At 37.7% G+C, this 20,476-nt stretch carries 19 protein-coding genes and 1 pseudogene; 12 read left to right on the top strand and 8 right to left on the bottom strand.

The window, feature by feature from the left end:
* Positions 1–65: 65 nt before the first annotated feature.
* From KW850_RS01660 to KW850_RS01650, 3 genes are all read left to right on the top strand, one after another.
* Positions 66–533 carry a hypothetical protein gene (locus KW850_RS01660; protein WP_218345833.1) on the top strand — a complete coding sequence of 156 codons (468 nt, stop codon included), beginning with the start codon at positions 66–68 and terminating at the stop codon, positions 531–533.
* Between the two features lie 304 nt (positions 534–837).
* Positions 838–1,596, top strand: a complete 759-nt coding sequence (gene sigI / locus KW850_RS01655; RefSeq protein ID WP_218345832.1) for an RNA polymerase sigma factor SigI — start codon at positions 838–840, stop codon at positions 1,594–1,596.
* Complete coding sequence (locus KW850_RS01650) at positions 1,593–2,834, top strand: anti-sigma factor domain-containing protein (protein WP_218345831.1); 1,242 nt, start codon at positions 1,593–1,595, stop codon at positions 2,832–2,834. Before sigI ends, KW850_RS01650 begins: the two co-directional genes overlap by 4 nt.
* Positions 2,835–2,876: 42 nt before the next feature.
* Here KW850_RS01650 and KW850_RS01645 read toward each other — a convergent pair whose 3' ends face one another.
* The 5 genes from KW850_RS01645 to KW850_RS01625 form a co-directional block, all read right to left on the bottom strand.
* A complete protein-coding gene (locus KW850_RS01645; RefSeq protein ID WP_218345830.1) occupies positions 2,877–3,068 on the bottom strand; it encodes an alpha/beta-type small acid-soluble spore protein in 192 nt (63 codons plus the stop codon).
* A 155-nt stretch (positions 3,069–3,223) separates the two neighbouring features.
* Positions 3,224–4,549, bottom strand: coding sequence for a (Fe-S)-binding protein (locus KW850_RS01640; RefSeq protein WP_218345829.1), 1,326 nt, complete (start codon positions 4,547–4,549; stop codon positions 3,224–3,226).
* Positions 4,546–5,958: a glycolate oxidase subunit GlcD gene (gene glcD / locus KW850_RS01635; RefSeq protein WP_218345828.1), complete on the bottom strand. Its 1,413-nt coding sequence runs from the start codon at positions 5,956–5,958 to the stop codon at positions 4,546–4,548. Before glcD ends, KW850_RS01640 begins: the two co-directional genes overlap by 4 nt.
* 128 nt (positions 5,959–6,086) lie before the next feature.
* Complete coding sequence (locus tag KW850_RS01630) at positions 6,087–7,208, bottom strand: CdaR family transcriptional regulator (protein ID WP_218345827.1); 1,122 nt, start codon at positions 7,206–7,208, stop codon at positions 6,087–6,089.
* A gap of 109 nt (positions 7,209–7,317) precedes the next feature.
* Complete coding sequence (locus KW850_RS01625; protein WP_218345826.1) at positions 7,318–7,671, bottom strand: DUF3905 domain-containing protein; 354 nt, start codon at positions 7,669–7,671, stop codon at positions 7,318–7,320.
* Positions 7,672–7,810: 139 nt separating this feature from the next.
* Here KW850_RS01625 and KW850_RS01620 point away from each other — a divergent pair, with 139 nt between their 5' ends.
* Positions 7,811–7,972, top strand: a complete 162-nt coding sequence (locus tag KW850_RS01620; RefSeq protein WP_166257651.1) for a hypothetical protein — start codon at positions 7,811–7,813, stop codon at positions 7,970–7,972.
* Positions 7,972–8,109, top strand: coding sequence for a hypothetical protein (locus tag KW850_RS01615; protein WP_218345825.1), 138 nt, complete (start codon positions 7,972–7,974; stop codon positions 8,107–8,109). The genes KW850_RS01620 and KW850_RS01615 overlap by 1 nt, the downstream gene beginning before the upstream one ends.
* 19 nt (positions 8,110–8,128) lie before the next feature.
* Here the strand turns inward: KW850_RS01615 and KW850_RS01610 are convergent, their stop codons facing one another.
* Both KW850_RS01610 and KW850_RS01605 read right to left on the bottom strand, forming a co-directional pair.
* Complete coding sequence (locus KW850_RS01610) at positions 8,129–9,874, bottom strand: B12-binding domain-containing radical SAM protein (protein WP_218345824.1); 1,746 nt, start codon at positions 9,872–9,874, stop codon at positions 8,129–8,131.
* A 123-nt stretch (positions 9,875–9,997) separates the two neighbouring features.
* A complete protein-coding gene (locus KW850_RS01605; RefSeq protein WP_218345823.1) occupies positions 9,998–11,692 on the bottom strand; it encodes an L-lactate permease in 1,695 nt (564 codons plus the stop codon).
* Between the two features lie 331 nt (positions 11,693–12,023).
* Between KW850_RS01605 and KW850_RS01600 the strand changes: the two genes are divergently transcribed.
* The gene (locus KW850_RS01600) at positions 12,024–12,752 is read left to right on the top strand and encodes a FadR/GntR family transcriptional regulator (protein ID WP_218345822.1); all 729 of its coding nucleotides are present in this window, start codon (positions 12,024–12,026) and stop codon (positions 12,750–12,752) included.
* Positions 12,753–12,773: 21 nt separating this feature from the next.
* Here the strand turns inward: KW850_RS01600 and KW850_RS01595 are convergent, their stop codons facing one another.
* Complete coding sequence (locus KW850_RS01595) at positions 12,774–12,986, bottom strand: hypothetical protein (protein ID WP_218345821.1); 213 nt, start codon at positions 12,984–12,986, stop codon at positions 12,774–12,776.
* A 155-nt stretch (positions 12,987–13,141) separates the two neighbouring features.
* On the opposite strand from KW850_RS01595, the gene KW850_RS01590 reads away from it, so the two are divergent.
* The 6 genes and pseudogenes from KW850_RS01590 to KW850_RS01565 all read left to right on the top strand — a co-directional run bounded on the left by KW850_RS01590 (position 13,142) and on the right by KW850_RS01565 (position 20,472).
* Positions 13,142–13,858, top strand: a complete 717-nt coding sequence (locus KW850_RS01590; protein WP_218345820.1) for a (Fe-S)-binding protein — start codon at positions 13,142–13,144, stop codon at positions 13,856–13,858.
* A 133-nt stretch (positions 13,859–13,991) separates the two neighbouring features.
* A complete protein-coding gene (locus KW850_RS01585) occupies positions 13,992–15,416 on the top strand; it encodes a LutB/LldF family L-lactate oxidation iron-sulfur protein (RefSeq protein WP_218345819.1) in 1,425 nt (474 codons plus the stop codon).
* 2 nt (positions 15,417–15,418) lie between these two features.
* On the top strand, positions 15,419–16,138 hold the full coding sequence (locus tag KW850_RS01580) for a LutC/YkgG family protein (RefSeq protein ID WP_256358013.1): 720 nt from the start codon (positions 15,419–15,421) through the stop codon (positions 16,136–16,138).
* 316 nt (positions 16,139–16,454) lie between these two features.
* Positions 16,455–17,468 (top strand): 2-oxoacid:acceptor oxidoreductase family protein, encoded by a 1,014-nt coding sequence (locus KW850_RS01575; protein WP_218345818.1) that lies wholly within the window; start codon positions 16,455–16,457, stop codon positions 17,466–17,468.
* A pseudogene (locus KW850_RS01570) lies at positions 17,468–19,761 on the top strand (thiamine pyrophosphate-dependent enzyme). The gene KW850_RS01575 and the pseudogene KW850_RS01570 overlap by 1 nt, the downstream one beginning before the upstream one ends.
* 126 nt (positions 19,762–19,887) lie before the next feature.
* Positions 19,888–20,472: a DUF2087 domain-containing protein gene (locus KW850_RS01565; protein WP_218345932.1), complete on the top strand. Its 585-nt coding sequence runs from the start codon at positions 19,888–19,890 to the stop codon at positions 20,470–20,472.
* Positions 20,473–20,476 lie beyond the last annotated feature (4 nt).

Raw genomic sequence — 20,476 nt, 5'->3', positions numbered from 1 at the left:
TTTGGATAAGCTAAGTTGAGGTGTTTTTTAGTTAAAAAATATGCCATGAGAAGCGGGATTGTAAGATGAAAAAGATGAGCAAACTCGAAGCAGTTTTATGGAATATTGCTTTTCCTGGTTTTAGTCAGTTGATATTGGGACAGTATATCAAAGGGATTTTATTTGTTGCATTAGAGGTAATGATAAATGCCATGAGTCACTTTAATATGGGGATTATGTATAGTTTTTTAGGTGAAATTGACAAGGCAGAGGCGGTTATTAATTACCAATGGCTAATGTTTTACCCCTGTGTCTATATGTTTTCCATGTGGGACGGTTATCGAACTGCAATGCCTGAAAATGAAAAAAACTCATTTTTACCATTTGTCTTTAGTGCCTATTTTGTGACAGTTGGTTTGATGCTATCACCTAAAATTACGATCTTTAAAATTCATCCTGGACCAGTATTTTTACCGATGTTGTTTTTAATTCCCGGATTACTTGTTGGTTTTGTGATTAAATTTTTATTGTCATTAAAGCAAGCAAATCATTAAAAAGCTTCAAATCAGGATTTACTGGTTTGAAGTTTTTTATTGGGAAAAATTTTTCAAAATGAACCCCCACAAATTGCTTTAGATGATACGTAACTATGTAGTGAAAAGAGCAATTTACCAAATATAAGGGGGAGAAAGAAGTGGATAAAGAGGTAAGGAAACAAAGACAAAAAAATAAGTACTCGCTTTAAATAATAGATAGGAAATGATAGCCATTCTTGGGGCTATTTTTTTCAAAATGCCTCACCCCAAAAAGTCCAAGATAACATTCGTATGTTATAATTGGTCGAATAGAGGTGAGCATATGCTAGGTTTATTGTTTATGGCCAAAAAGAATAAGAAAAAACAAACAAAAACATTAGAAGAAATGGTCCTACTAATTCAACAAGGTGACCGTTCTCTACTTGACGATATTATTAAATCCTATAAACCATTTATTGCTAAAACAGTATCTTCTGTATGTAGAAGATATATCTATGAAACCGATGATGAATTTAGTATTGGACTCATCGCATTCAATGAAGCGATTGAAAAATATTCAACTGAGCGAGGAAATTCCTTGTTGAGTTTTTCAGAAGTCATTATTAAAAGAAGAGTAATTGACTATATCCGTAAACAATCCAAAAATCAACATTTAAGTTTTGATTTAACCAATGATCCTACTGACGAAGAATCCGCTGGAACAATAATTGTTAACGAACTCTCATTAGATGATTACCAAAAAAAGAATGACGAACAATTAAGAAAAGATGAGATTGCTCACTTTCAGAATTTATTAATTACCTTTGATTTGAGTTTTAATGACTTAGTTGAGAATTCACCTAAGCATGTTGATGCTCGAAAAAATGCCATTATTGCAGCAAAGATGTTAGTAGAAAATGAAGAATTAAAAGATATGTTATTTACTAATAAGCGTCTTCCCATTAAACAATTAGAAAAAATGGTAGATGTCAGCAGAAAGACGATTGAGCGCAACAGGAAATATATTATTGCCATTGCACTTATTTTAGCTAGTGATTATGTGTATATGAAAGATTATATAAAGGGGGTGCTTGACACATGAAAAAGGGAATTATTATGGATATCGATGATGAATTCCTTACGCTTTTGACCCCAGAAGGTGAGTTTTTACATACTCGAAGACAAAATCAGCCGTATGCGGTTGGGGAGGAAATTCACTTTTTTCCAATTGAAAGGGTTAAGACTTCAAATCCTTTTCATCCGTTAAAAACGATTCTTAAATATAAACCGGTCTGGGCACTTATGGCTGCATTTGTTATTTTATTTAGCTCATTTTTCACAATGTATCAAAATAATAAAGCATATGCGTATATGTCCATTGATGTTAATCCAAGTATCGAACTTGGTGTGAATAAGAAAATGCAAGTAGTTGGGATAACTGGTAATAACAAAGAAGGTAAGAAGATTGTCTCGCATTTGAAAAACTGGAAAATGGAAAATGTTTCTAAAGTTGCACAAACAATCTTAGTTGAACTGAATAAAGAAGGTTATTTGAATTCTAATGAAGAAGTTATTATTTCCACAGTGCGGACCAAAGAGCCTGAAGTTAATGTGGAAAAGAAACTTAAAGAAAACATTGAAGTAATTAAAGCATCAGTAGCCAAGAAAAAGGTTGATCTTACATTCCAAAATGCAACGCTGGAAGAAAGGGAGAAAGCTCATAAAACTGGTACTAGCATTGTCAAAAACCGAGACAGAAAAACCAAAACTTCATTAAATCAAACAAATAAAGTGAAAACAAAGGATAATCAGTCAAAAACTGAAAATAAAGCTACCATTACAAAACCTAATAAATCCATTCCTTCTGAACTAATCAAAAAACAAACAGAAAATAAGGCCCTCCAAAATAAGAACAATGATTTGAAAAAGAAATCGGAGAAGAAATGGATCAATGGTAAATCTAATGCACCTGGACAATTAAAAAAGATTGAAGAAAAGCAATTCAAACAAAATCAATGGCAGCACAAAAACCAAATTAACAAAAGAGAAAAAAGGGCAGAAAACAAAAAATCATTAAACCGAGAAGACAATAAAAAAGAAGACAATAAAAAAGAAGACAATAAAAAAGAAGGCAATAAAAAAGAAGACAATAAAAAAGAAGACAATGAAAGTAAAGAACATAAATGGAAAGATCGTAATACAAATACGGGCAAAAATAATAATTACCAGAACAACAATGAATCTAAGTGGAAAAACAAAGAAAAAGATAAACATAAACAGGATGGCAGACAAAGTAAAAAATCTTATGGAAACCATTGGAGCAATCAAAAGTATAGATAAAAGTCCGGATAGGATCCGGACTTTTTTTCCATATTTATGAAGTTATTTTCCTGATAGTTGTGCTTGTGCTTGTTGTACGAGACGTTTTGTAATTTCCCCGCCAACAGATCCATTTGCTCTTGAAACTGTATCTGACCCTAAATTAACCCCAAATTCTTGGGCAATTTCGTATTTAACTTGATCTAAATATTGTTCAATCCCTGGTACTAACAATTTGTTTCTGCTATTAGCCATTTTATTCAACTCCTTATTTTCGGTACAGAGATAAATTACCTCTGTATAAGTATTATTAATTAAATTTGGTGTTTTATTAGTGGTAATGTTTTTCGTTATTGGATAGAAATTTTTTTGATACAGATTAAAAAAAAGAGCCAACTGGCTCTTTTTAATTACTCCTTCACTGCCTCCAATAAGAGGTCAACAATGTGTACGCCTCTCATTTTCTCAGAGAGTCCTTCCTTCTCAATTCCTACCTTCATTTGTAATAGGCAGCCAGGGTTGGCAGTGACGATCGTTGCAGCCTGAGTGTTTTTCGCTTGTACCATTTTGTAATCAAGCATTTTCATCGACATTTCTGATTCGATGATATTATATATTCCTGCCGAGCCGCAGCAACGATCTGCCTCTTTCATTTCCTTATATACCACTCCTTTAATCGATTGGAGAAGAAGTCTTGGAGCAGAAGCAGTTTTCATGACATTCCTAAGGTGGCAAGAATCCTGATAGGTAATAATCTGATTTGGCAGTTCTAGTTTTACCTTTTTTGGAAAACCAACGGACACCAAAATCTCTGATATGTCCATAATTTTCTCTGAAAATTTCTTAGCTCGATCCTTCCATTCTGGATCGTCCTGAAGTAAATGATCATAGTCTATCAAGAAGGCTCCACAACCACCGGCATTAGTGATTATAAAATCAACATTTAAATCTTCAAAGGCTTTGATATTTCTTCTTGCGAGTTCCTTTGAACCTTCCTTTTCGCCACTATGACCGTGCAGGGCACCACAGCAAGTTTGGTTTTGCGGTATGACAATCTCGCAGCCAGCCAACTGAAGTAATTTACAAGTCGCGTCATTTGTTTTTAAAAACATTGTATCCATTAAACAACCACTAAAAAAGGCAACACGATGAAGTTGGTTTCCAATTGGTGATAAATGTTCCGGGCGATGTTTCATTTCTTTTATAGTTGGTACTTTTGGCAAGACTTTTTCGATTGTCACTAAACTTTCTGGTAAAAGACCTAAAAAGCCAATTTTTCTCGCTATGGTTTGAATACCTGAGCGTTGATAAAATCCAATTAATCCTGTTAAATTTCTCATCCGATTTGGGTGAGGGAACAAGCCTTTAAATATGGTTTTGCGAACGACCCTCGTGGGTAAGGAGAAACTCTTGTTCTGATGGATAATGTCTCTAGCTTCTTCAAGCAAATGACCATATTTCACCCCCGATGGACATACGGGTTCACATGCCCTGCAGCCAAGACAAAGTTCTAGCGATCGTTCAAAATCCTCATCAGGTTCAACTAAACCATCAACGACAGCCTTCATCATTGCTATTCTTCCTCGGGGAGAATGGGATTCTTTGTAACCAGATTCGATATAAGTTGGGCAAGTTGGCAGACAAAACCCACAACGCATGCAATTTAATAATTCATCTTCATTCATTCGTTCTTTAAATTGCTCTTGGATGATTTCTTGTTCCATCACTGATGTCATTTTGAAACCACCACACGTTTCCTGCTATCTTTTGCGAAAATCTTTCCAGGATTCATTATATTATTTGGATCCAATGCTTGTTTAATCGCCTTCATCACAGCAATTCCTTCTTTTCCTAGCTTTAATTCAAGATAAGGTGCTTTCACAACGCCGACTCCATGCTCGCCAGTGATGGTACCGCCAAATTCAATCGCCTTTTCAAAAATTTCAGCAAAAGCCATTTCTACTTTTTCCATTTCTTCGTGATTTCTTGAATCAGTTGGACATGTTGGATGTAGATTCCCATCTCCGGCATGGCCAAATGTACAAATATCAAGCTTATATTTTAGTGCGATTTCATTTATCGCACTTACCATTCTCGCAATTTCCGATCTTGGAACAGTGGCGTCCTCAAGGATGGTAGTTGGCTTAAGACGTGCAAGGGCCGATAGGGCCGTACGTCTTGCTGTCGTTAACTTTTCTGCTTCTTCTTTTGATTGTGCCACTTGGACTGAGACAGCACCCTCTTGCTTACAGACTTCAATTATCTTTTCTAAATCACGATTGACAACTTCGAGTGTCCCATCCTGTTCGATCAACAGTACTGCTTTGGCATCTGTTGGCAATCCGATTTGTGCGAAGTCTTCAACAACCTTTAATGTCGGTTGGTCAAGAAATTCCAGAGTTATTGGAATAATCTTGTTTGCAATTATTTTTGAAACCGATCTGGCTGCTGATTCAAGGTCCTCATACAAGGCAAGCATCGTTTTTTTCGTTTCAGGCATCGGAATCAGCTTTAATGTGGCCTCGGTTATGATGCCAAGTGTACCTTCTGATCCAACCATTAGACGAGTTAAGTCATAGCCGGCAACATCTTTAGCCAGTTTCCCTCCAGTTCGCATTATATCACCGTTAGGCAGGACAACTTCAAGACCAATGACATAATCACGAGTTACCCCATACTTCAGCCCGCGTAATCCTCCTGAATTTTCACTAATGTTTCCAGCGATGGCTGAAACTTTCATTGAACCAGGGTCAGGCGGATAGAAGAGCCCTTTTGATTCAACCGCATTCGCAATTTCAATGGTAATCACCCCTGGTTGAACTGTTATGGTTAAATTTTCTTCATCGAGTTCAAGAATTTTGTTCATATGCTTGAAAAGAATAACAAGTCCACCTTCAGTTGGGCATGTACCACCACAAAGATTAGTGCCTGAACCACGTGGTACGATTGGAATTTTGTAATGGTTACAAATTTTTACAATTTCAGAAACTTCCTTGGTGTTTCTTGGACTAATAACAGCATCCGGCAATGACTGTAGGTTTGGTGTCGAATCATAAGAATAAGATAGCCTTTCGATTTTGGAATCGTCAAAATTATCCTTAGTTACAATGGCTACTAATTTTTCCTTCACAATATTGGAAATCATACCGTTTCCCCCAATTTGAATGCTTGTGCTTACATATTTATTTACCTTATATACGTAAACTAACTAATTATAGTATAAAAAAAACAGGCATCAGCCTGCTATGGATAAACATCCAAAAAAAATTCGTATTATTTTTTGATTTTTGTTTGTTCATCTAAAAATAAAAGTGCCAAATACATGGTAAGTAAATCATGAATGTTATTTGGACTCAATTGTGTCAATTCCTCTGCCTTTTTTAAACGGTAATGCAGGGTATTAATATGAATATGTAATTTATTAGAAGTGTTCTTTAACGAATGATTTTGCTTAAATAATTCATTTAGGGTTTCAAGCAAATCCACTTCTTTTAAGAGTGGACCAATCGTCCTGCTAATGAAATCAGATTTTGTTTTAGAACTGATTTCTTCAAAAATCATTTCAAGGGTTAAATCTTCATCGAAGGTTATATTCCCAGTTGCCTTTTTGATTTTCAATGATCTCTCGGCTTGCCGATAGGAAATACGGATATCGTGTGGTTCTGCGGCTTGGCCAACACCTGCTGTGGCATGTATTCCAAAAGTATTTGTTAAAAAATTCAAAAATTGCATCAGCCACTTCTCAATACTTGCTCGAGAAGGACCATTCGAGCAATTTATCAGAAGAACCATCCTTTCATTCCCAGATCGCGCCACAACTTCTTTAGTATTTTGCTTGAACCTATTAAAGATGGAAGACCAATTGTCTCTTGAGAGAGGAGAGTTTAACCCTAAAAATTCAATAATGACGACAGCTCGTTTGACCTCAATGTCGATAGATAAAAGCTTTGCTCTGTTTTGAAAAGTTTCGTCCCACTCTTTTGCTTGAACCCAGTCCATTACGAATGATTCTACGGCACGGGTATGCCAGTCAAACTGCTCGGCATAATAATTTTCACTTATGAGAAGTTCGGTCATTTTTCGGATAATTTCACCAAAAGGTGTTACCTTTTTGGGCTCTCCCGTTATTCCAATGACACCAATGACATCATTTTGGAAAAAGATAGGGAAATTAATGCCGGCTTTAACACCTTCTAGTTTCAATTGATCTTCTTCTGTAATAATCCGCTTTCGCTTTTTTTGTGATGCCAACAAGGCCCCTTCATGAAAGGTACCTACTCTGACTGGGTCTGTACTTGCGATAATATGACCTTCTGTATTTACGACAATAATATCCTCACCAATTAACTTCTGGACTTCTTTGACTATTTTTTCAGCTAATTCAGGTAATAGCAATGTGATCACCTCCGCTAACTCTGCATTTATTATAGCAGTGTTTGTCTTTGAACAGTCTGAAAAAAACACTCTGGGTGATGAGGCCCAGAGTGTTGTAGAATTCATTATATCAATCACTTCCTTGACTAACATCTTTTGAGGGATGCATAAAAGGATATGCCTGTGGTTTCTTTTTACTTTCTAATAACTCTCGATTTTCGCTTGTGTTCCAGCCAATATCATTTGTTGGATGGACCCATTCATCTCCTGCCATGATAGAGGGATCCGTATCCTTTGACCAATTTTCTAATGGGGAATTAGGGGAGGCATAAATACTATCTCCAATTGTAACACCACTTTTATTTACAAAGGGAGGCTCCATTTGAATACCTGTACCTTCAAAACTAGGGGCACTAATTTGGTGTGGCATTGTTTCATTTAGGCTGACCGTTTCGGGTGCTTTTGTATTTTTCGCTTTTTTCATTTTCACTTCACTCCTGTTTTTTCTTATTTTCTTCGAGTACTGCAATTTTATGAAAGAAAAATAAGGAAAGGAATGATTACCTTTATTTTGTTTCAAACTATGGAAGTAAGATTAACTATTTCTTTGGGAGGTTTAATTGATGGCTAAGCGTAAAGCAGAATTTGATGCAGTAGAAAAATATACAAAGACACCTCATAAAAATGTTCAGGAAAGTGAATTTTCAGCTGAGTTTACTGATAATAACAATGCGATTAGATTTCAGAATCGAAATTCGAAATTAGGGAAAAAGGGAAGAAGTTAATGAAAAGTCGCCGGAAAACCCCACCACGGATTCCTACTGAAGAATTCAGCATCGAATTTGGCGATGTTAACGGCTCAAAATTGTATGATATTATGCAGGTGACACAAAAAGGGAAGAACAATAATAAAAAGAAATAAAGCCGGCGATGCCGGCTTGTTATTTTTCAAGAAATGAGAATATTAGGGTTTGGCCTTTGAGTGGGTCGAAATAAGCTAATAGACAGGAAGGTTGTTTGGTAATCTTTCCGGTTGTTTGAAGCTCAGATAGATGAAAGGACAGTTCTTCAAGCATAGTATGTTTATATAATTCCTTTTCATCTAGGCCTAAGTCCACAAACGCTTGTCCTAAAAGTGATGGCTGTTCGGAAATTTGTTTGTAAATTTTTGTGCGCTTTTCCTTATCGAAACTCGCTTCCCACCATGGTTTTCTCGGCTTATATTTGTGCTTTAGAAGATAATCATATTTCATTAAGCCAATAATAATATCAAGGTCGGCAATATTCTCATGTTCCAGGAAGGTGTATAGTCTTCGGAATAGGTCTTCCAGTTGATGACCGATTCTAGACCAGCCTTGACTTTCCCAAAAAGAACCAAACTGTTGGAAGAAGTCAAACGGTGAAGGGAATACATTGGTTATTAAGTATTCGACAGTTGCATCCATTCGGTGATCATTCCAGTATTTTTCTAACACATCTTCTACTTGCTTAATTCTAACAATATCATCAAATGTAAGGACATTATTGCTTAAGATTTCATATGGAGAATGGTCCATATAAATATAATTGTGTTCTTCAGCACGAAGGCGGACTCCAGTTCCTCTTAGCATTTTTAAAAACCCTAACTGCAGCTCTTCTGGACGTAACTCAAAAACATCGTTAAATGTCTTTCGAAAAGAAGCATAATCTTCCTCAGGTAATCCAGCTATTAAATCAAGATGCTGGTCAATTTTTCTACCTTCCTTTACCATCGAAACTGTCCTGGAGAGCTTCGCATAATTTTGCTTGCGCATCACAAGCTCATTGGTAAAGTCATTGGTTGATTGGACCCCGATCTCAAAACGGAAAAGGCCCTTTGGTGCTTCTTGATTTAGAAAATCAATTACTTCAGGGCGCATGATATCTGCAGTAATTTCAAATTGAAAAACAGTTCCAGGTAGATGTTCATCAATTAAGAAGCGGAACATTTCCATTGCATAACTCCTGCTAATGTTAAAGGTACGATCGACAAATTTAATGGTTTTAGCACCATTAGCCATCAAGTATCGGATATCTTCTTTAATTTTTTCACGATCAAAATAGCGGACACCCACCTCAATCGATGACAGGCAAAATTGGCAGCTAAACGGGCAGCCACGGCTTGTCTCAATATAGCTGACTCTTTTACCTAAATTGGTGATGTCTTCAGGGAAACGATAGGGTGAAGGTAATTCCTTAAGGTCCAATTTATTCATTTGGGCAGTAATGACAACCTGTTGATGATCACGGAAGGCAATTCCAGGAACTTTTTTATAATTTTGATGTGTTTGGATTTCAGCTAGCAGTTGTTTAAAAGTTTGTTCCCCTTCCCCCATAACAATGAAGTCAACCTCAGGAATTTTCTCCATCCATTCTCTTGTATCATAAGTAACTTCAGGTCCTCCTAAAACAATAAGAAGCGATGGGTCCACTTTTTTTAGCAGATTCACAACTTTAATGGTTTCTTCGATGTTCCAGATATAACAGCTAAATCCAATTACGTCTGGTTTCTGTTGATAAAGATCTGTTACGATATTTAGGATGGGGTCCTTTATGGTATATTCTTTGATTTGTATAGTAAATTCCGGTGCTGCATACGCCTTTAAATAGCGAATCGCGAGATTTGTATGGATAAACTTAGCATTCAAGGTGGAACAAATTACATTCATATAAAAACTCCTTTGCATAAATGAAGACAATATTTTATTATAACTTATTTTAGTCCAAAAGGATAGGATGCAAACAATCAAAAAGCCCATGCCACAGGGGCATGAGCTTTCGTGTATGTTCAATTAAGGAATCATCCAAGATAAAACACCGTTTTGTAAGAAGGTGAGTATTCCGACAATGATGACCAGGAAAAAGCTATGTTTAATGGTGAAACGGAATAAATCGGATTCTTTTCCTGCTAATCCTACAGCTGCACAGGCCACTGCAATTGATTGCGGTGATATCATTTTCCCTGTTACACCACCTGAAGAGTTGGCTGCAATTGCAAGTACTGGGTCCATTCCGATTGAAGTTGCTGTAATTTTTTGCAGGTTCCCGAATAATAGGTTAGCTGATGTATCAGAACCAGTAATGAATACTCCAAGCCAGCCAAGGAAAGGCGAGAAGAATGGGAACAATACTGAACCAGTTTTTGCTAGAGACATACCAAGAGTGGTGCTCATACCAGAAGCATTCGTTACATATGCAAAACCAACCACGGAACCAATTGTAATTACTGGATATTTTAACTCATTGATGGTTTCCCAAAAAGTTACAACCCAATTTTTCCAAGAGATGCCGAAAATGAATTTTGTAATAAATGCTGCAATTAAAATTGCAGTTCCAGCAGCGCCGAGTAATTCAAGTTTGTAAACAGCTGGAGTCGGAACACCCGCAGCGTTCACTATTTTATTGTTCAAGAGAGGCACTTCAGGCATTAATGTTACTGCATGACCGATTGAATTAATTGCATTTAAAATAGCGTTTGCGCCCTCATAATGTCCTGTTAAGGCAAGTTTAATAGTAGGTATTCCCCAAACAGATATAATGCCTGTTAATACAAGGAACGGAGACCATGCCTTGAAAATTTCTCCACCTGTATAATGAACTTGTTTAGTTTTTAATTGTTTAGCTGTAGAAGTAACGGCAAGTTCTTGCTCTGCCGCAAAACGGAAAATAGTTTTTGGCTTCCAGAACTTTAAGAAAATAGCTAGTGCGAATAACGAAACAAGTGCAGAAAGGATATCCGGAAGTTCAGGGCCAATAAAGTTAGAAGTTATATATTGTGTAAGTGCAAAGGTAATTCCTGATACTAGAACAGCAGGTAATACCTCCATGGTTTTTTTTAATCCTGCCATAATAAATACTAAATAGAATGGAATAAAGACAGATAGAAACGGTAATTGGCGACCAACCATTTTGGAGATTTCCATTGCTGGAATTCCAGTTGGACCTTCTACTGCAATGATAGGAATCCCAATTGCTCCGAACGCTACTGGTGCAGTGTTTGCAATTAAGCATAGACCCGCAGCATATAAAGGATTAAATCCTAGTCCAACTAGTAAAGCAGCGGAAATGGCTACCGGTGCACCGAAACCTGCAGCGCCTTCAAGGAAGGCTCCGAAAGAAAATGCTACCAATAATGCTTGTAATCGGCGATCCTCTGTGATAGATAATACAGAGTTACGAATAATATCAAACTGACCTGTTTTTACGGTAAGTTTATATAAGAATACGGAAGTAATGATGATCCAGCCGATTGGAAGAATTCCGTATACAGCACCTTGTGATGCGGACATAAATGCCATACCTGCAGGCATTTTATAGGCAAATATTGCAATCACTAAGGCGATAGCGAGTGTCGATATTCCAGCAAGATAGCCTTTCATCCTTTTAATAGCTAAGGCCCAGAAAAAGTAAAGAATTGGAATAAGTGCAACAACAGCGGATAGTGCGAGATTATCTCCCACTGCGGTAAAATTTTGAGTAAATGTCATAATAGCTTAATCCCCCCGAATTAGCTTTTTTAGATTTTTTCCCTAGTAATAATGTCTGCCCTCCTTCACTAGAGTAACCGCTTACAAATGGTGACTAGGTCATCAGATGACTGGATGTTTGATGGTGCTAAAATGAATTATATGGATGATTTGGAAGAAAAACAATCCTATTTTTTAAAAATTTTATCAATTCAACTAAATAATCTTTCCATATTAAAGATGACGAAATACTATTTTTTATGATATTGCTGATGTTTGATGCAGATTTTTATAAAAACTGTATAATATAAAGTGCGTCCGTTTTAAGAAATGCTTGTTAGGGGCTGGATGGGTGAAATATAAAAAAATTAAACCAAAGAAGATATATGAAGAAGTAGCAGAGGCTATTTATGAAATGATTCGAACGGGTCAGGTAAAACCTGGGGAAAAACTAGATTCAGTACAACAGCTGGCTGAAAATTTCCAAGTGGGGAGGTCAGCGATCCGTGAAGCGTTAACCTCATTGAGAGCAATGGGTCTCGTTGAAATGAAGCAAGGGGAAGGTACATTCGTAAAGGAATTTGGAACTGAGCAAATTACTTTTCCACTATCAACTGCCATTTTATTGAATAAAGAGGATTTCGCTCAACTATTAGAGGTTCGTAAGATTATTGAAATTGGTACCGCGGCTGCGGCTGCTAAAAAAAGAACGAGTCAGCATCTTGAAATGATGGAGAAGGCTCTCGAAGAAATGAAGAGTGCCCAAGGGGATGAAACACTCGGTGAAATAGCAGACTTACAATTTCATTTTGCCCTTGCCGATGCAGCGCAAAACCCTCTTTTACTAAGCTTGATGAATCATGTTTCAGGTTTAATGGGAGAAACGATGAAAGAAACACGACGTGTTTGGCTCTTTTCAAAGCAAACCACGGTTGAACGACTGTATGAAGAACACAAGGATATTTATCAAGCCATTAAAGAGCAAGATGAAGAAAAAGCTCGGAATTTAATGCTTGTTCACTTAGAAAATGTTGAGGATATACTGCAACAGTATTTTCAATCTGCTCATTTATCTAAATAATTTAATATAATCAAATGGATGTCATAAACATGTAGTTCCAATCTCTTTTGGATCCGCATGTTTTTTTATTAGATAGGCTGTGATAATCTTGCCTGTTGATTTCCGCGGGCGGTTCGGGGAGCCTCCTCGGCGCTGAAGCGCCTGCGGGGTCTCCCCTCTCCCGTACTCCCGCAGGAGTCTCGCGCCTTCCGCTCCAATCAACATGACTAAAATATCAATAATAACCTTTAACATAGGAATTATTTAATATTTTTTTGTGGAAGCACTTTCATTAGGAACCACTTTTATTGTAGTATGATAGGTATAAAAAATATTTTTTTCATTAAGTCATCAGATGACCGGTTCATCTGTCTGTTGGTGAAAATTTGATGTAGGAGAGGAAGTCAGACATGAAGGTTACCCTGTTTGCAACTTGTATTGTAGATATGTTTCAAAGTAATGTGGGGAAAGCGACGGTCGAACTACTTGAAAGGCTTGGTTGTGAAATTGACTTTCCTGAATCGCAAGTATGTTGTGGTCAACCATCATATAATAGCGGGTATGTTAAAGAAACAAAAGAAGCAATGAAACGAATGATTGACACATTTATAGATGCCGAGTATGTTGTTTCACCTTCAGGCTCTTGCATAACGATGTTTCACGAATATCAGCACATCTTTAAGGGAGATCCTGTTTGGGAACCAAAGGCAAAAAAATTGGCTGAAAAGTCATTTGAACTCACACAATTTATTGTTGACGTCTTGAAAATTGAGGATGTTGGTGCTCGTTTTGAAGGTAGTGTAACGTACCATACCTCCTGTCACATGACAAGATTACTAGGTGTTAAGAAAGCACCTATGATTCTATTAAGTAATGTTAAAGGTCTTACGTTCACTGAATTACCTGGGAAGGAACAATGCTGTGGTTTTGGGGGCACCTTTGCAGTTAAAATGGCCCAAATTTCAGAGCAAATGGTGGATGAAAAAGTCCGCCATGTGGAAGAAACTGGTGCTAAGTATCTTATTGGGGCCGATGCTGCATGCTTGATGAATATCGGAGGACGAATCAATAGAATTGGAAAGCCCATTAAGGTGATGCATATTGCAGAAGTACTAAACAGTCGGTGATTTTTTTATAAACAAGTTATGAATCTGATGCTGTGTAAAAGATCATTGTGATTTTTGAAACCAATTTGATTGGAGCGGAAATCAACAGGCAACCTTAACACAGCCTAATCTAAAAGAGTGGAGGAATGGTTGTATGGCGATGAAGATTAGCACGGATCAATTTAAAGAACGTGTTGATAAAGGGATACATAATGACTTCATGCGAGGTGCCGTTGCTGGAGCACAGGATGGAATGGGCATAAAAAGGCGAGTTGCCACTGAGGAATTAGGAAATTGGGAAGAATGGCGCTCACATGGAGAAGAAATTCGTCAACATGTACTAGAAAACTTAGACTATTATTTAGAGCAATTAAGTGAGAATGTTGCCAAACTCGGTGGCCATGTATTCTTTGCACAAACAAAGGAAGAAGCAAATGAGTATATACAAGGAATTGTAAAAAAGAAGGAAGCAAAGAAAATTGTTAAATCTAAATCGATGGTTACAGAAGAAATCAGTTTAAATGCAATGTTGGAACAAGAAGGCTGTGAGGTGATTGAAACCGATCTTGGCGAATACATCCTTCAAATTGATGATCATGATCCGCCATCGCATATAGTTGTACCGGCACTCCATAAAAATAAAGAGCAAATTCGGGACGTGTTTACGGAGAGGTTAGGTTACACCAAAACATCAAAACCGGAAGAATTAGCTTGGCATGCACGTGAAATGCTTCGCAAGGAATACTTATCAGCGGACATCGGAATTACTGGCTGTAATTTTGCAATAGCAGAGACAGGATCTTTTAGTCTCGTAACAAACGAAGGAAATGCTGATTTAGTTACAGCTTTACCTAAAACACAAATAACAGTTATGGGGATGGAGCGACTGGTCCCTACTTTTGAAGAGATGGAGGTCTTAGTTAGTTTACTAACTAGAAGTGCGGTAGGTCAGAAATTAACCAGCTATATTACAGTATTAACAGGTCCAAGAGAGGCATTAGACGTCGACGGTCCCGAGGAATTTCACCTTGTTATTGTTGATAATGGAAGATCTAAGATTCTGGGCGGAGAATTCCAATCTGTATTGCAGTGTATCCGTTGTGCTGCATGTATAAATGTATGTCCAGTTTATCGTCATGTAGGCGGACATTCATATGGTTCTATTTATTCTGGTCCAATCGGCGCAGTCCTGTCTCCATTATTAGGAGGATACGACGAATTTAAAGAACTGCCTTACGCTTCAACCCTATGTGGTGCTTGCACAGAAGTATGTCCAGTCAAAATACCGTTACATAATCTTCTTCATAAACACCGGGAAGTCATTGTCGAAAAAGAGGGTAAAGCACCAATATCCGAAAAACTATTAATGAAGGCGTTTGGATTAGGGGCGGCATCTCCAGTCTTGTACAATATAGGCTCTAAGATGGCACCAGCTGCAATGAATCCTTTTACAGTTGGAGAGAAGATTTCAAAGGGACCAGGTCCGTTAAAGGCTTGGACAGATATCCGTGATTTTCCTGCACCAAATAAAGAGCGATTCAGAGATTGGTTTAAAAACCGTGAAAAAGGAGGCAAATAATCATGGTTGGGATGATTCACAATCAAGATAAATTTCTAAACCAAATTGCGAGCCGTCTGGGACGTCCCCGCATTTCCTCTCCGGTTGAAAGACCGACCTGGAAATTCCAGCCCCAATATGAGGTGTTGAAAGATGCTACACAAGACGATTTGTTAGAGGTATTAACAGAACAATGTAAGAAAATTCATACAAACCTCTACGTAACGAACAGTAAAGATTTATCATCCACGCTACATGAGGTAGTTACAGATTATGGCGGAGGTCCTATTGTAACATGGAAGGATGAACGATTTTCAGAGTGGGGGTTGGATCCACTTTTTAAGAAGGAATGGCCTGATCAGAAGATTGAGGTTCACGAATGGAATCACAGTAGCGGGGAACAAAACATCGCTAAAGCTGAAAAGGCAAATGTCGGGATAACCATTAGTGAAATAACACTTGCAGAATCCGGAACGGTTGTTTTGTTTAGCGATGAGAATAAAGGAAGAACAGTCAGCTTTTTACCTGCAACATATATTGCTCTTATTCCGAAAAGTACTTTAGTTCCGCGTATTACTCAAGCTGCTCAAAAAATGCGGGAAATTCACAAGAAAACGAGTCATGTTGCTTCATGCATCAACTTTATTACTGGGCCTAGTAATTCGGCAGATATTGAATTAAATCTTGTCGTTGGGGTTCACGGACCCGTAAAAGCTTCGTATATTGTCATTGATGATTTATAAATATTTTAAGAGGTCTGTACCATAAATAGGTGCAGACCTTTTTTATAGAGTTCTGTTATATGACAATTTCGGTTCTGTTATATAATTACTAACCATCTTGAAAATCATATATAGTAGCATTTATTCATTATAAATTTTATGTGTTATAAAATTTTTTTTATTGTGTTTGACTTTTATCACAGATTAATAAAAATATTAGTCTTACAATAGTTGTGGGGAAGTTAAAATTATATGTCTATTTCGTATATTATTTTTACGAAATGTCTGGCTGCAGCGCCTAGAGCGCTTCCGCTTTTCTAAATTGAGGAGGGGCATTATGTCTATTTTACCGAATAAAAACGAACTGGGATTTTTTGAAATCCGTCTAGAGTCAATTGGAGGCCTCGGAGCTAACCTAGCTGGAAAAATGTTGGCGGAAGCTGGCGTTTTAAGTCTTGGCTTAAAAGGATCAAATTTTTCATCTTATGGGTCTGAAAAAAAAGGGTCTCCCGTAAAAAGCTTTATCCGTTTTTGTGAACCAGACGTTGAAATTAGAGATCATAGTCCTATTGAACAACCACATATTGTTGGTGTTTTTCATGAAGCTTTATATAGGACTGTTAATGTTGTTAGCGGTTTGAATGCTGATGGGATTGTCCTGGTAAATACAGCCAGGGAATTTGATGAAGTTAAAACAGATTTGCAATTAGAATACGGTACACTTGCGATAATTGATGCCTTAACCATTGCTGTCGAGGAAAAAACCAAAGTAAATACTGCGATGCTTGGGGCGTTATACCGAATTTGTGATTTTTTAGACCCAGAATCAATGAGAGATGTAATTCGTAAAACGTTTACAAAGAAATACCCTCATCTTGTGGAACCCAATATCCGTACCTTTGACCGCGGTTATAATGAAGTTCAATTTAAAACATACGAAGTGCCAGCTGGAGCCGAAGGGAAAGCCTTTACACGATCATTGCCACTGCTTGGATACATGACTCAGGAGATCGGTGGAGTTATGGCTTCTCAAGCCAATAGTATTTTTAAAGATTTAAGCGGTTCACGCCAAGGATTCCTTCCAGAGTTCCAACAAGACAAATGCATCCACTGTGCAAATTGTGACAATGTTTGTCCTGACTTTTGTTTCGTATGGAAAGAAGGAGAAGATAAGCGTGGCAGAAAACAAATGTTCCTTCAAGGTATTGATTATCAATACTGTAAAGGCTGCCTAAAATGCGTGGAAGCCTGCCCAACTGATGCACTTGGTGATCTTCGTGAACTACTTGGGTATGCAGATGACCACCGTGTTAAGCAAAACTTTCCTTATATTGCAGGAGGGGTCCAATAATGGCTATTTTAGAAGATAAATTAATATCAAAAGATACGGCAGAACAAATTTCAACATTTGAATCAGGAAATGAAATGGCTGCAATGGCTGCAGCACAAATCAATTATCATATTATGGGATACTTCCCAATTACTCCTTCGACTGAGGTTGCACAATTTTTAGATCAAATGAAAACACGTGGAGAACATGATATTAAGTTGATTCCTGCAGATGGTGAGCACGGTTCAGCAGGTATTTGCTATGGTGCAGCGGCAACTGGTGCGCGCGTAATTAATGCAACCAGTGCAAATGGCTTCTTATATATGCTTGAACAAATGCCAGTACATCAGGAACTCGTTTTCCTATGGTTATGAATCTTGTTACTCGAGCTGTCAGTGGTCCACTAGATATTCGCGGTGATCATTCTGACTTGTATTATGCATTAAATACCGGCTGGGTAATATTAACGGCAAAAACACCACAGGCTGTTTATGATATGAATATTATGGCGTTAAAAATTGCAGAACATTCTAAGGTTCGTTTACCAGTTATTGTTGCTTATGATGGATTCTTTACATCTCATCAAAAGCGTCGCGTTGAATTTTTCAAAGATCGCAGGGTTGTCCAGCAATTTGTTGGTGAATGTCCAACAGATTACAACTTTGTTAGGGATTTGAGGAAACCAGTTACGATTGGCGCACATATGAGCGGGGATGATTTCCTCAACAATCACTTCCAACAGTCAGAAGCGATGTACAATGCTGGTGAGGTATTTAAAGAGGTAGCGGAAGAATATGCTAAGCTCTCCGGAAGAGAATATCCAGTACTAGATTTATATAAAATGGAAGATGCAGAAGTAGCACTTTTTCTATTAAACTCTGCTGCAGAATCTGCTAAAGATGTTGTCGATCAACTTCGTGCACAAGGAATAAAGGCAGGTGTTATCAGTCCGAATATTATTCGTCCATTCCCTGCCAAGGAAATTCGCGAAGCTCTTAAGAATGTAAAATCACTATTAGTTGGGGAACGTGCGGATTCATATGGAGCCAATGGACCTAACCTCACTCATGAGGTTAAATCTGCACTACAAGACGACAAAGACAACAAGACAATCGTCATGAGCCGCGTATTTGGTTTAGGCGGTAAGGATTTCTATGCAAGTGATGCACAGGCTTTCTTTGATATGGCACTAGATACAATGGAAAAAGGCTTCGCCGAAAAGCCATTTGATTACTATGGTCACATCCCAGGAAATCCTGAGAAAATTCTTAAGCCAGTCATTTTGCCACAGCATGGTGATGTCTATAAAAGCGGATTAATTGATGTGAAAATGGATGAAGAAACCAATAAATTAAAGGTGAAAATCCCACCGCTGCGGGCATTAACTGGTAAACCAAAGCGAATTGCATCAGGTCACGGGGCTTGTCCTGGCTGCGGAATTTTTGCTGGGCTTGAGTTGTTCTTTAAAGGAATTGAGGGAGACATTGTTACACTATTCCAAACAGGCTGTGCGTATGTAACGACAACATCCTATCCAAGCACATCCCATAAGCAAACGATGATGCACAATTTATTCCAAAACGGTGCCGCGACACTTTCTGGTACTGTTGAAGCGTTCATGGAATTAAAACGCCGTGGCGAAATTCAGGTATCAGATGATGCTACATTTGTATTGATTACGGGTGATGGCGGAATGGACATTGGAATGGGATCAGCTATCGGAACAGCGCTTCGTGGTCATAAGCTAATTATGCTTGAATACGATAATGAAGGTTACATGAATACTGGTTCACAAATGTCCTATTCCACTCCAATTGGTCACATGACAAGTACTTCCGGAGTGGGAAAAACACAGCGCGGTAAGGCTTTCCATCATAAAGATACAGCACAAATTATGGCATCAACTAATATTCCATATGTGTTTACAGGGTCTGAAGCCTTCCCGCAGGACTTAGTTAAAAAGGGTGCTAAGGCACAGTGGTATGCACAAAATGTCGGAACAGTATATGGGAAACTTCTCATTACATGCCCGCTTAACTGGAAATCTGATGACCGGTTCGGCACCACTATTATTGAAGCTGCAGTTAATTCTTGCTTCTTCCCGCTTTATGAAGTGGAGCAGGGTGTTACTACCATAACATACAATCCAGAGGAGAAGAACAAACGCATTCCGCTTTCGGATTGGTTAAAATACATGGGTAAAACAAAACACCTTCTAAAAGAAGAGAATAAGCCGATGTTAGACGAGTTTGAAGCTGAAGTGGAGAAAAGATGGCAGCGTCTTAAAGCAAAAGATGAAAATCCATTGTTGTAAATAAAAAAAGTCAAACACTTCCTTTTGGGGAAGTGTTTTTTTGCTAGTTATTGACATCGTTTAACTAATTTGATATATATCTAATTAGATGAATATCGAATAACGTGAGGGAGAGGTTGTACATTGATCCAGTTAGATAAAGTGGTTGCTTTTTATAAAACAATGGGGGACCCAACAAGAATTAGGATTGTCTCTATATTGGCAAAAGGTCCACTCCATGGACAGGCGATTGCTGGGAAGCTCGGTTTGTCTGCCCCAACCATCACTCATCATTTAAAAAAATTACGGGAAATCCATGTAGTGTATGACAGAAGAGTCAAGAACACCATCTACTTTTACCTAAATGAATCGCTGATCAACCAGCAGGCAAAGGTGTTTACAGAGTTGTTAGAAAAAAAGAGTGAGGAGTTGGATGTAATGGTCGAGTCCAGTCTCGAGAGACAAAAAATAATCGAAAATTTCTTTACGAAAAATGGGAAACTAAAAAATATTCCAGCACAACGGAAGAAGAAATTAATTGTATTCGAACACATGTTACGCGGCTTAAAAATTGGTGAAAAGTACGAAGAAAAACAGATAAATGAGTTTATCAAACAATACCATGATGATTATGCAACCATTCGCAGAGAATTTATCATTAATCACTACATGTTTCGCGAAAATGGTATTTATGAACTAAATCCAGAAGAAATGTGGGCAAAAATTGACTAGAAAA

It is taken from the genome of Bacillus sp. sid0103, assembly GCF_019219025.1.
This window is presented reverse-complemented; position numbering and strand designations above follow the sequence as displayed.

What these genes read in the sequence shown, in the direction of transcription:
- KW850_RS01605 (WP_218345823.1), bottom strand. Translation starts at nt 11,692, where the DNA reads ATGACATTTACTCAAAATTTTACCGCAGTGGGAGATAATCTCGCACTA.
- KW850_RS01650 (WP_218345831.1), top strand. Translation starts at nt 1,593, where the DNA reads ATGAAAAAGGGAATTATTATGGATATCGATGATGAATTCCTTACGCTT.
- KW850_RS01640 (WP_218345829.1), bottom strand. Translation starts at nt 4,549, where the DNA reads ATGACATCAGTGATGGAACAAGAAATCATCCAAGAGCAATTTAAAGAA.
- KW850_RS01610 (WP_218345824.1), bottom strand. Translation starts at nt 9,874, where the DNA reads ATGAATGTAATTTGTTCCACCTTGAATGCTAAGTTTATCCATACAAAT.
- KW850_RS01615 (WP_218345825.1), top strand. Translation starts at nt 7,972, where the DNA reads ATGAAAAGTCGCCGGAAAACCCCACCACGGATTCCTACTGAAGAATTC.
- KW850_RS01625 (WP_218345826.1), bottom strand. Translation starts at nt 7,671, where the DNA reads ATGAAAAAAGCGAAAAATACAAAAGCACCCGAAACGGTCAGCCTAAAT.
- KW850_RS01645 (WP_218345830.1), bottom strand. Translation starts at nt 3,068, where the DNA reads ATGGCTAATAGCAGAAACAAATTGTTAGTACCAGGGATTGAACAATAT.
- glcD (WP_218345828.1), bottom strand. Translation starts at nt 5,958, where the DNA reads ATGATTTCCAATATTGTGAAGGAAAAATTAGTAGCCATTGTAACTAAG.
- KW850_RS01585 (WP_218345819.1), top strand. Translation starts at nt 13,992, where the DNA reads ATGGCGATGAAGATTAGCACGGATCAATTTAAAGAACGTGTTGATAAA.
- sigI (WP_218345832.1), top strand. Translation starts at nt 838, where the DNA reads ATGCTAGGTTTATTGTTTATGGCCAAAAAGAATAAGAAAAAACAAACA.
- KW850_RS01660 (WP_218345833.1), top strand. Translation starts at nt 66, where the DNA reads ATGAAAAAGATGAGCAAACTCGAAGCAGTTTTATGGAATATTGCTTTT.
- KW850_RS01620 (WP_166257651.1), top strand. Translation starts at nt 7,811, where the DNA reads ATGGCTAAGCGTAAAGCAGAATTTGATGCAGTAGAAAAATATACAAAG.
- KW850_RS01590 (WP_218345820.1), top strand. Translation starts at nt 13,142, where the DNA reads ATGAAGGTTACCCTGTTTGCAACTTGTATTGTAGATATGTTTCAAAGT.
- KW850_RS01580 (WP_256358013.1), top strand. Translation starts at nt 15,419, where the DNA reads ATGGTTGGGATGATTCACAATCAAGATAAATTTCTAAACCAAATTGCG.
- KW850_RS01575 (WP_218345818.1), top strand. Translation starts at nt 16,455, where the DNA reads ATGTCTATTTTACCGAATAAAAACGAACTGGGATTTTTTGAAATCCGT.
- KW850_RS01595 (WP_218345821.1), bottom strand. Translation starts at nt 12,986, where the DNA reads ATGTTAAAGGTTATTATTGATATTTTAGTCATGTTGATTGGAGCGGAA.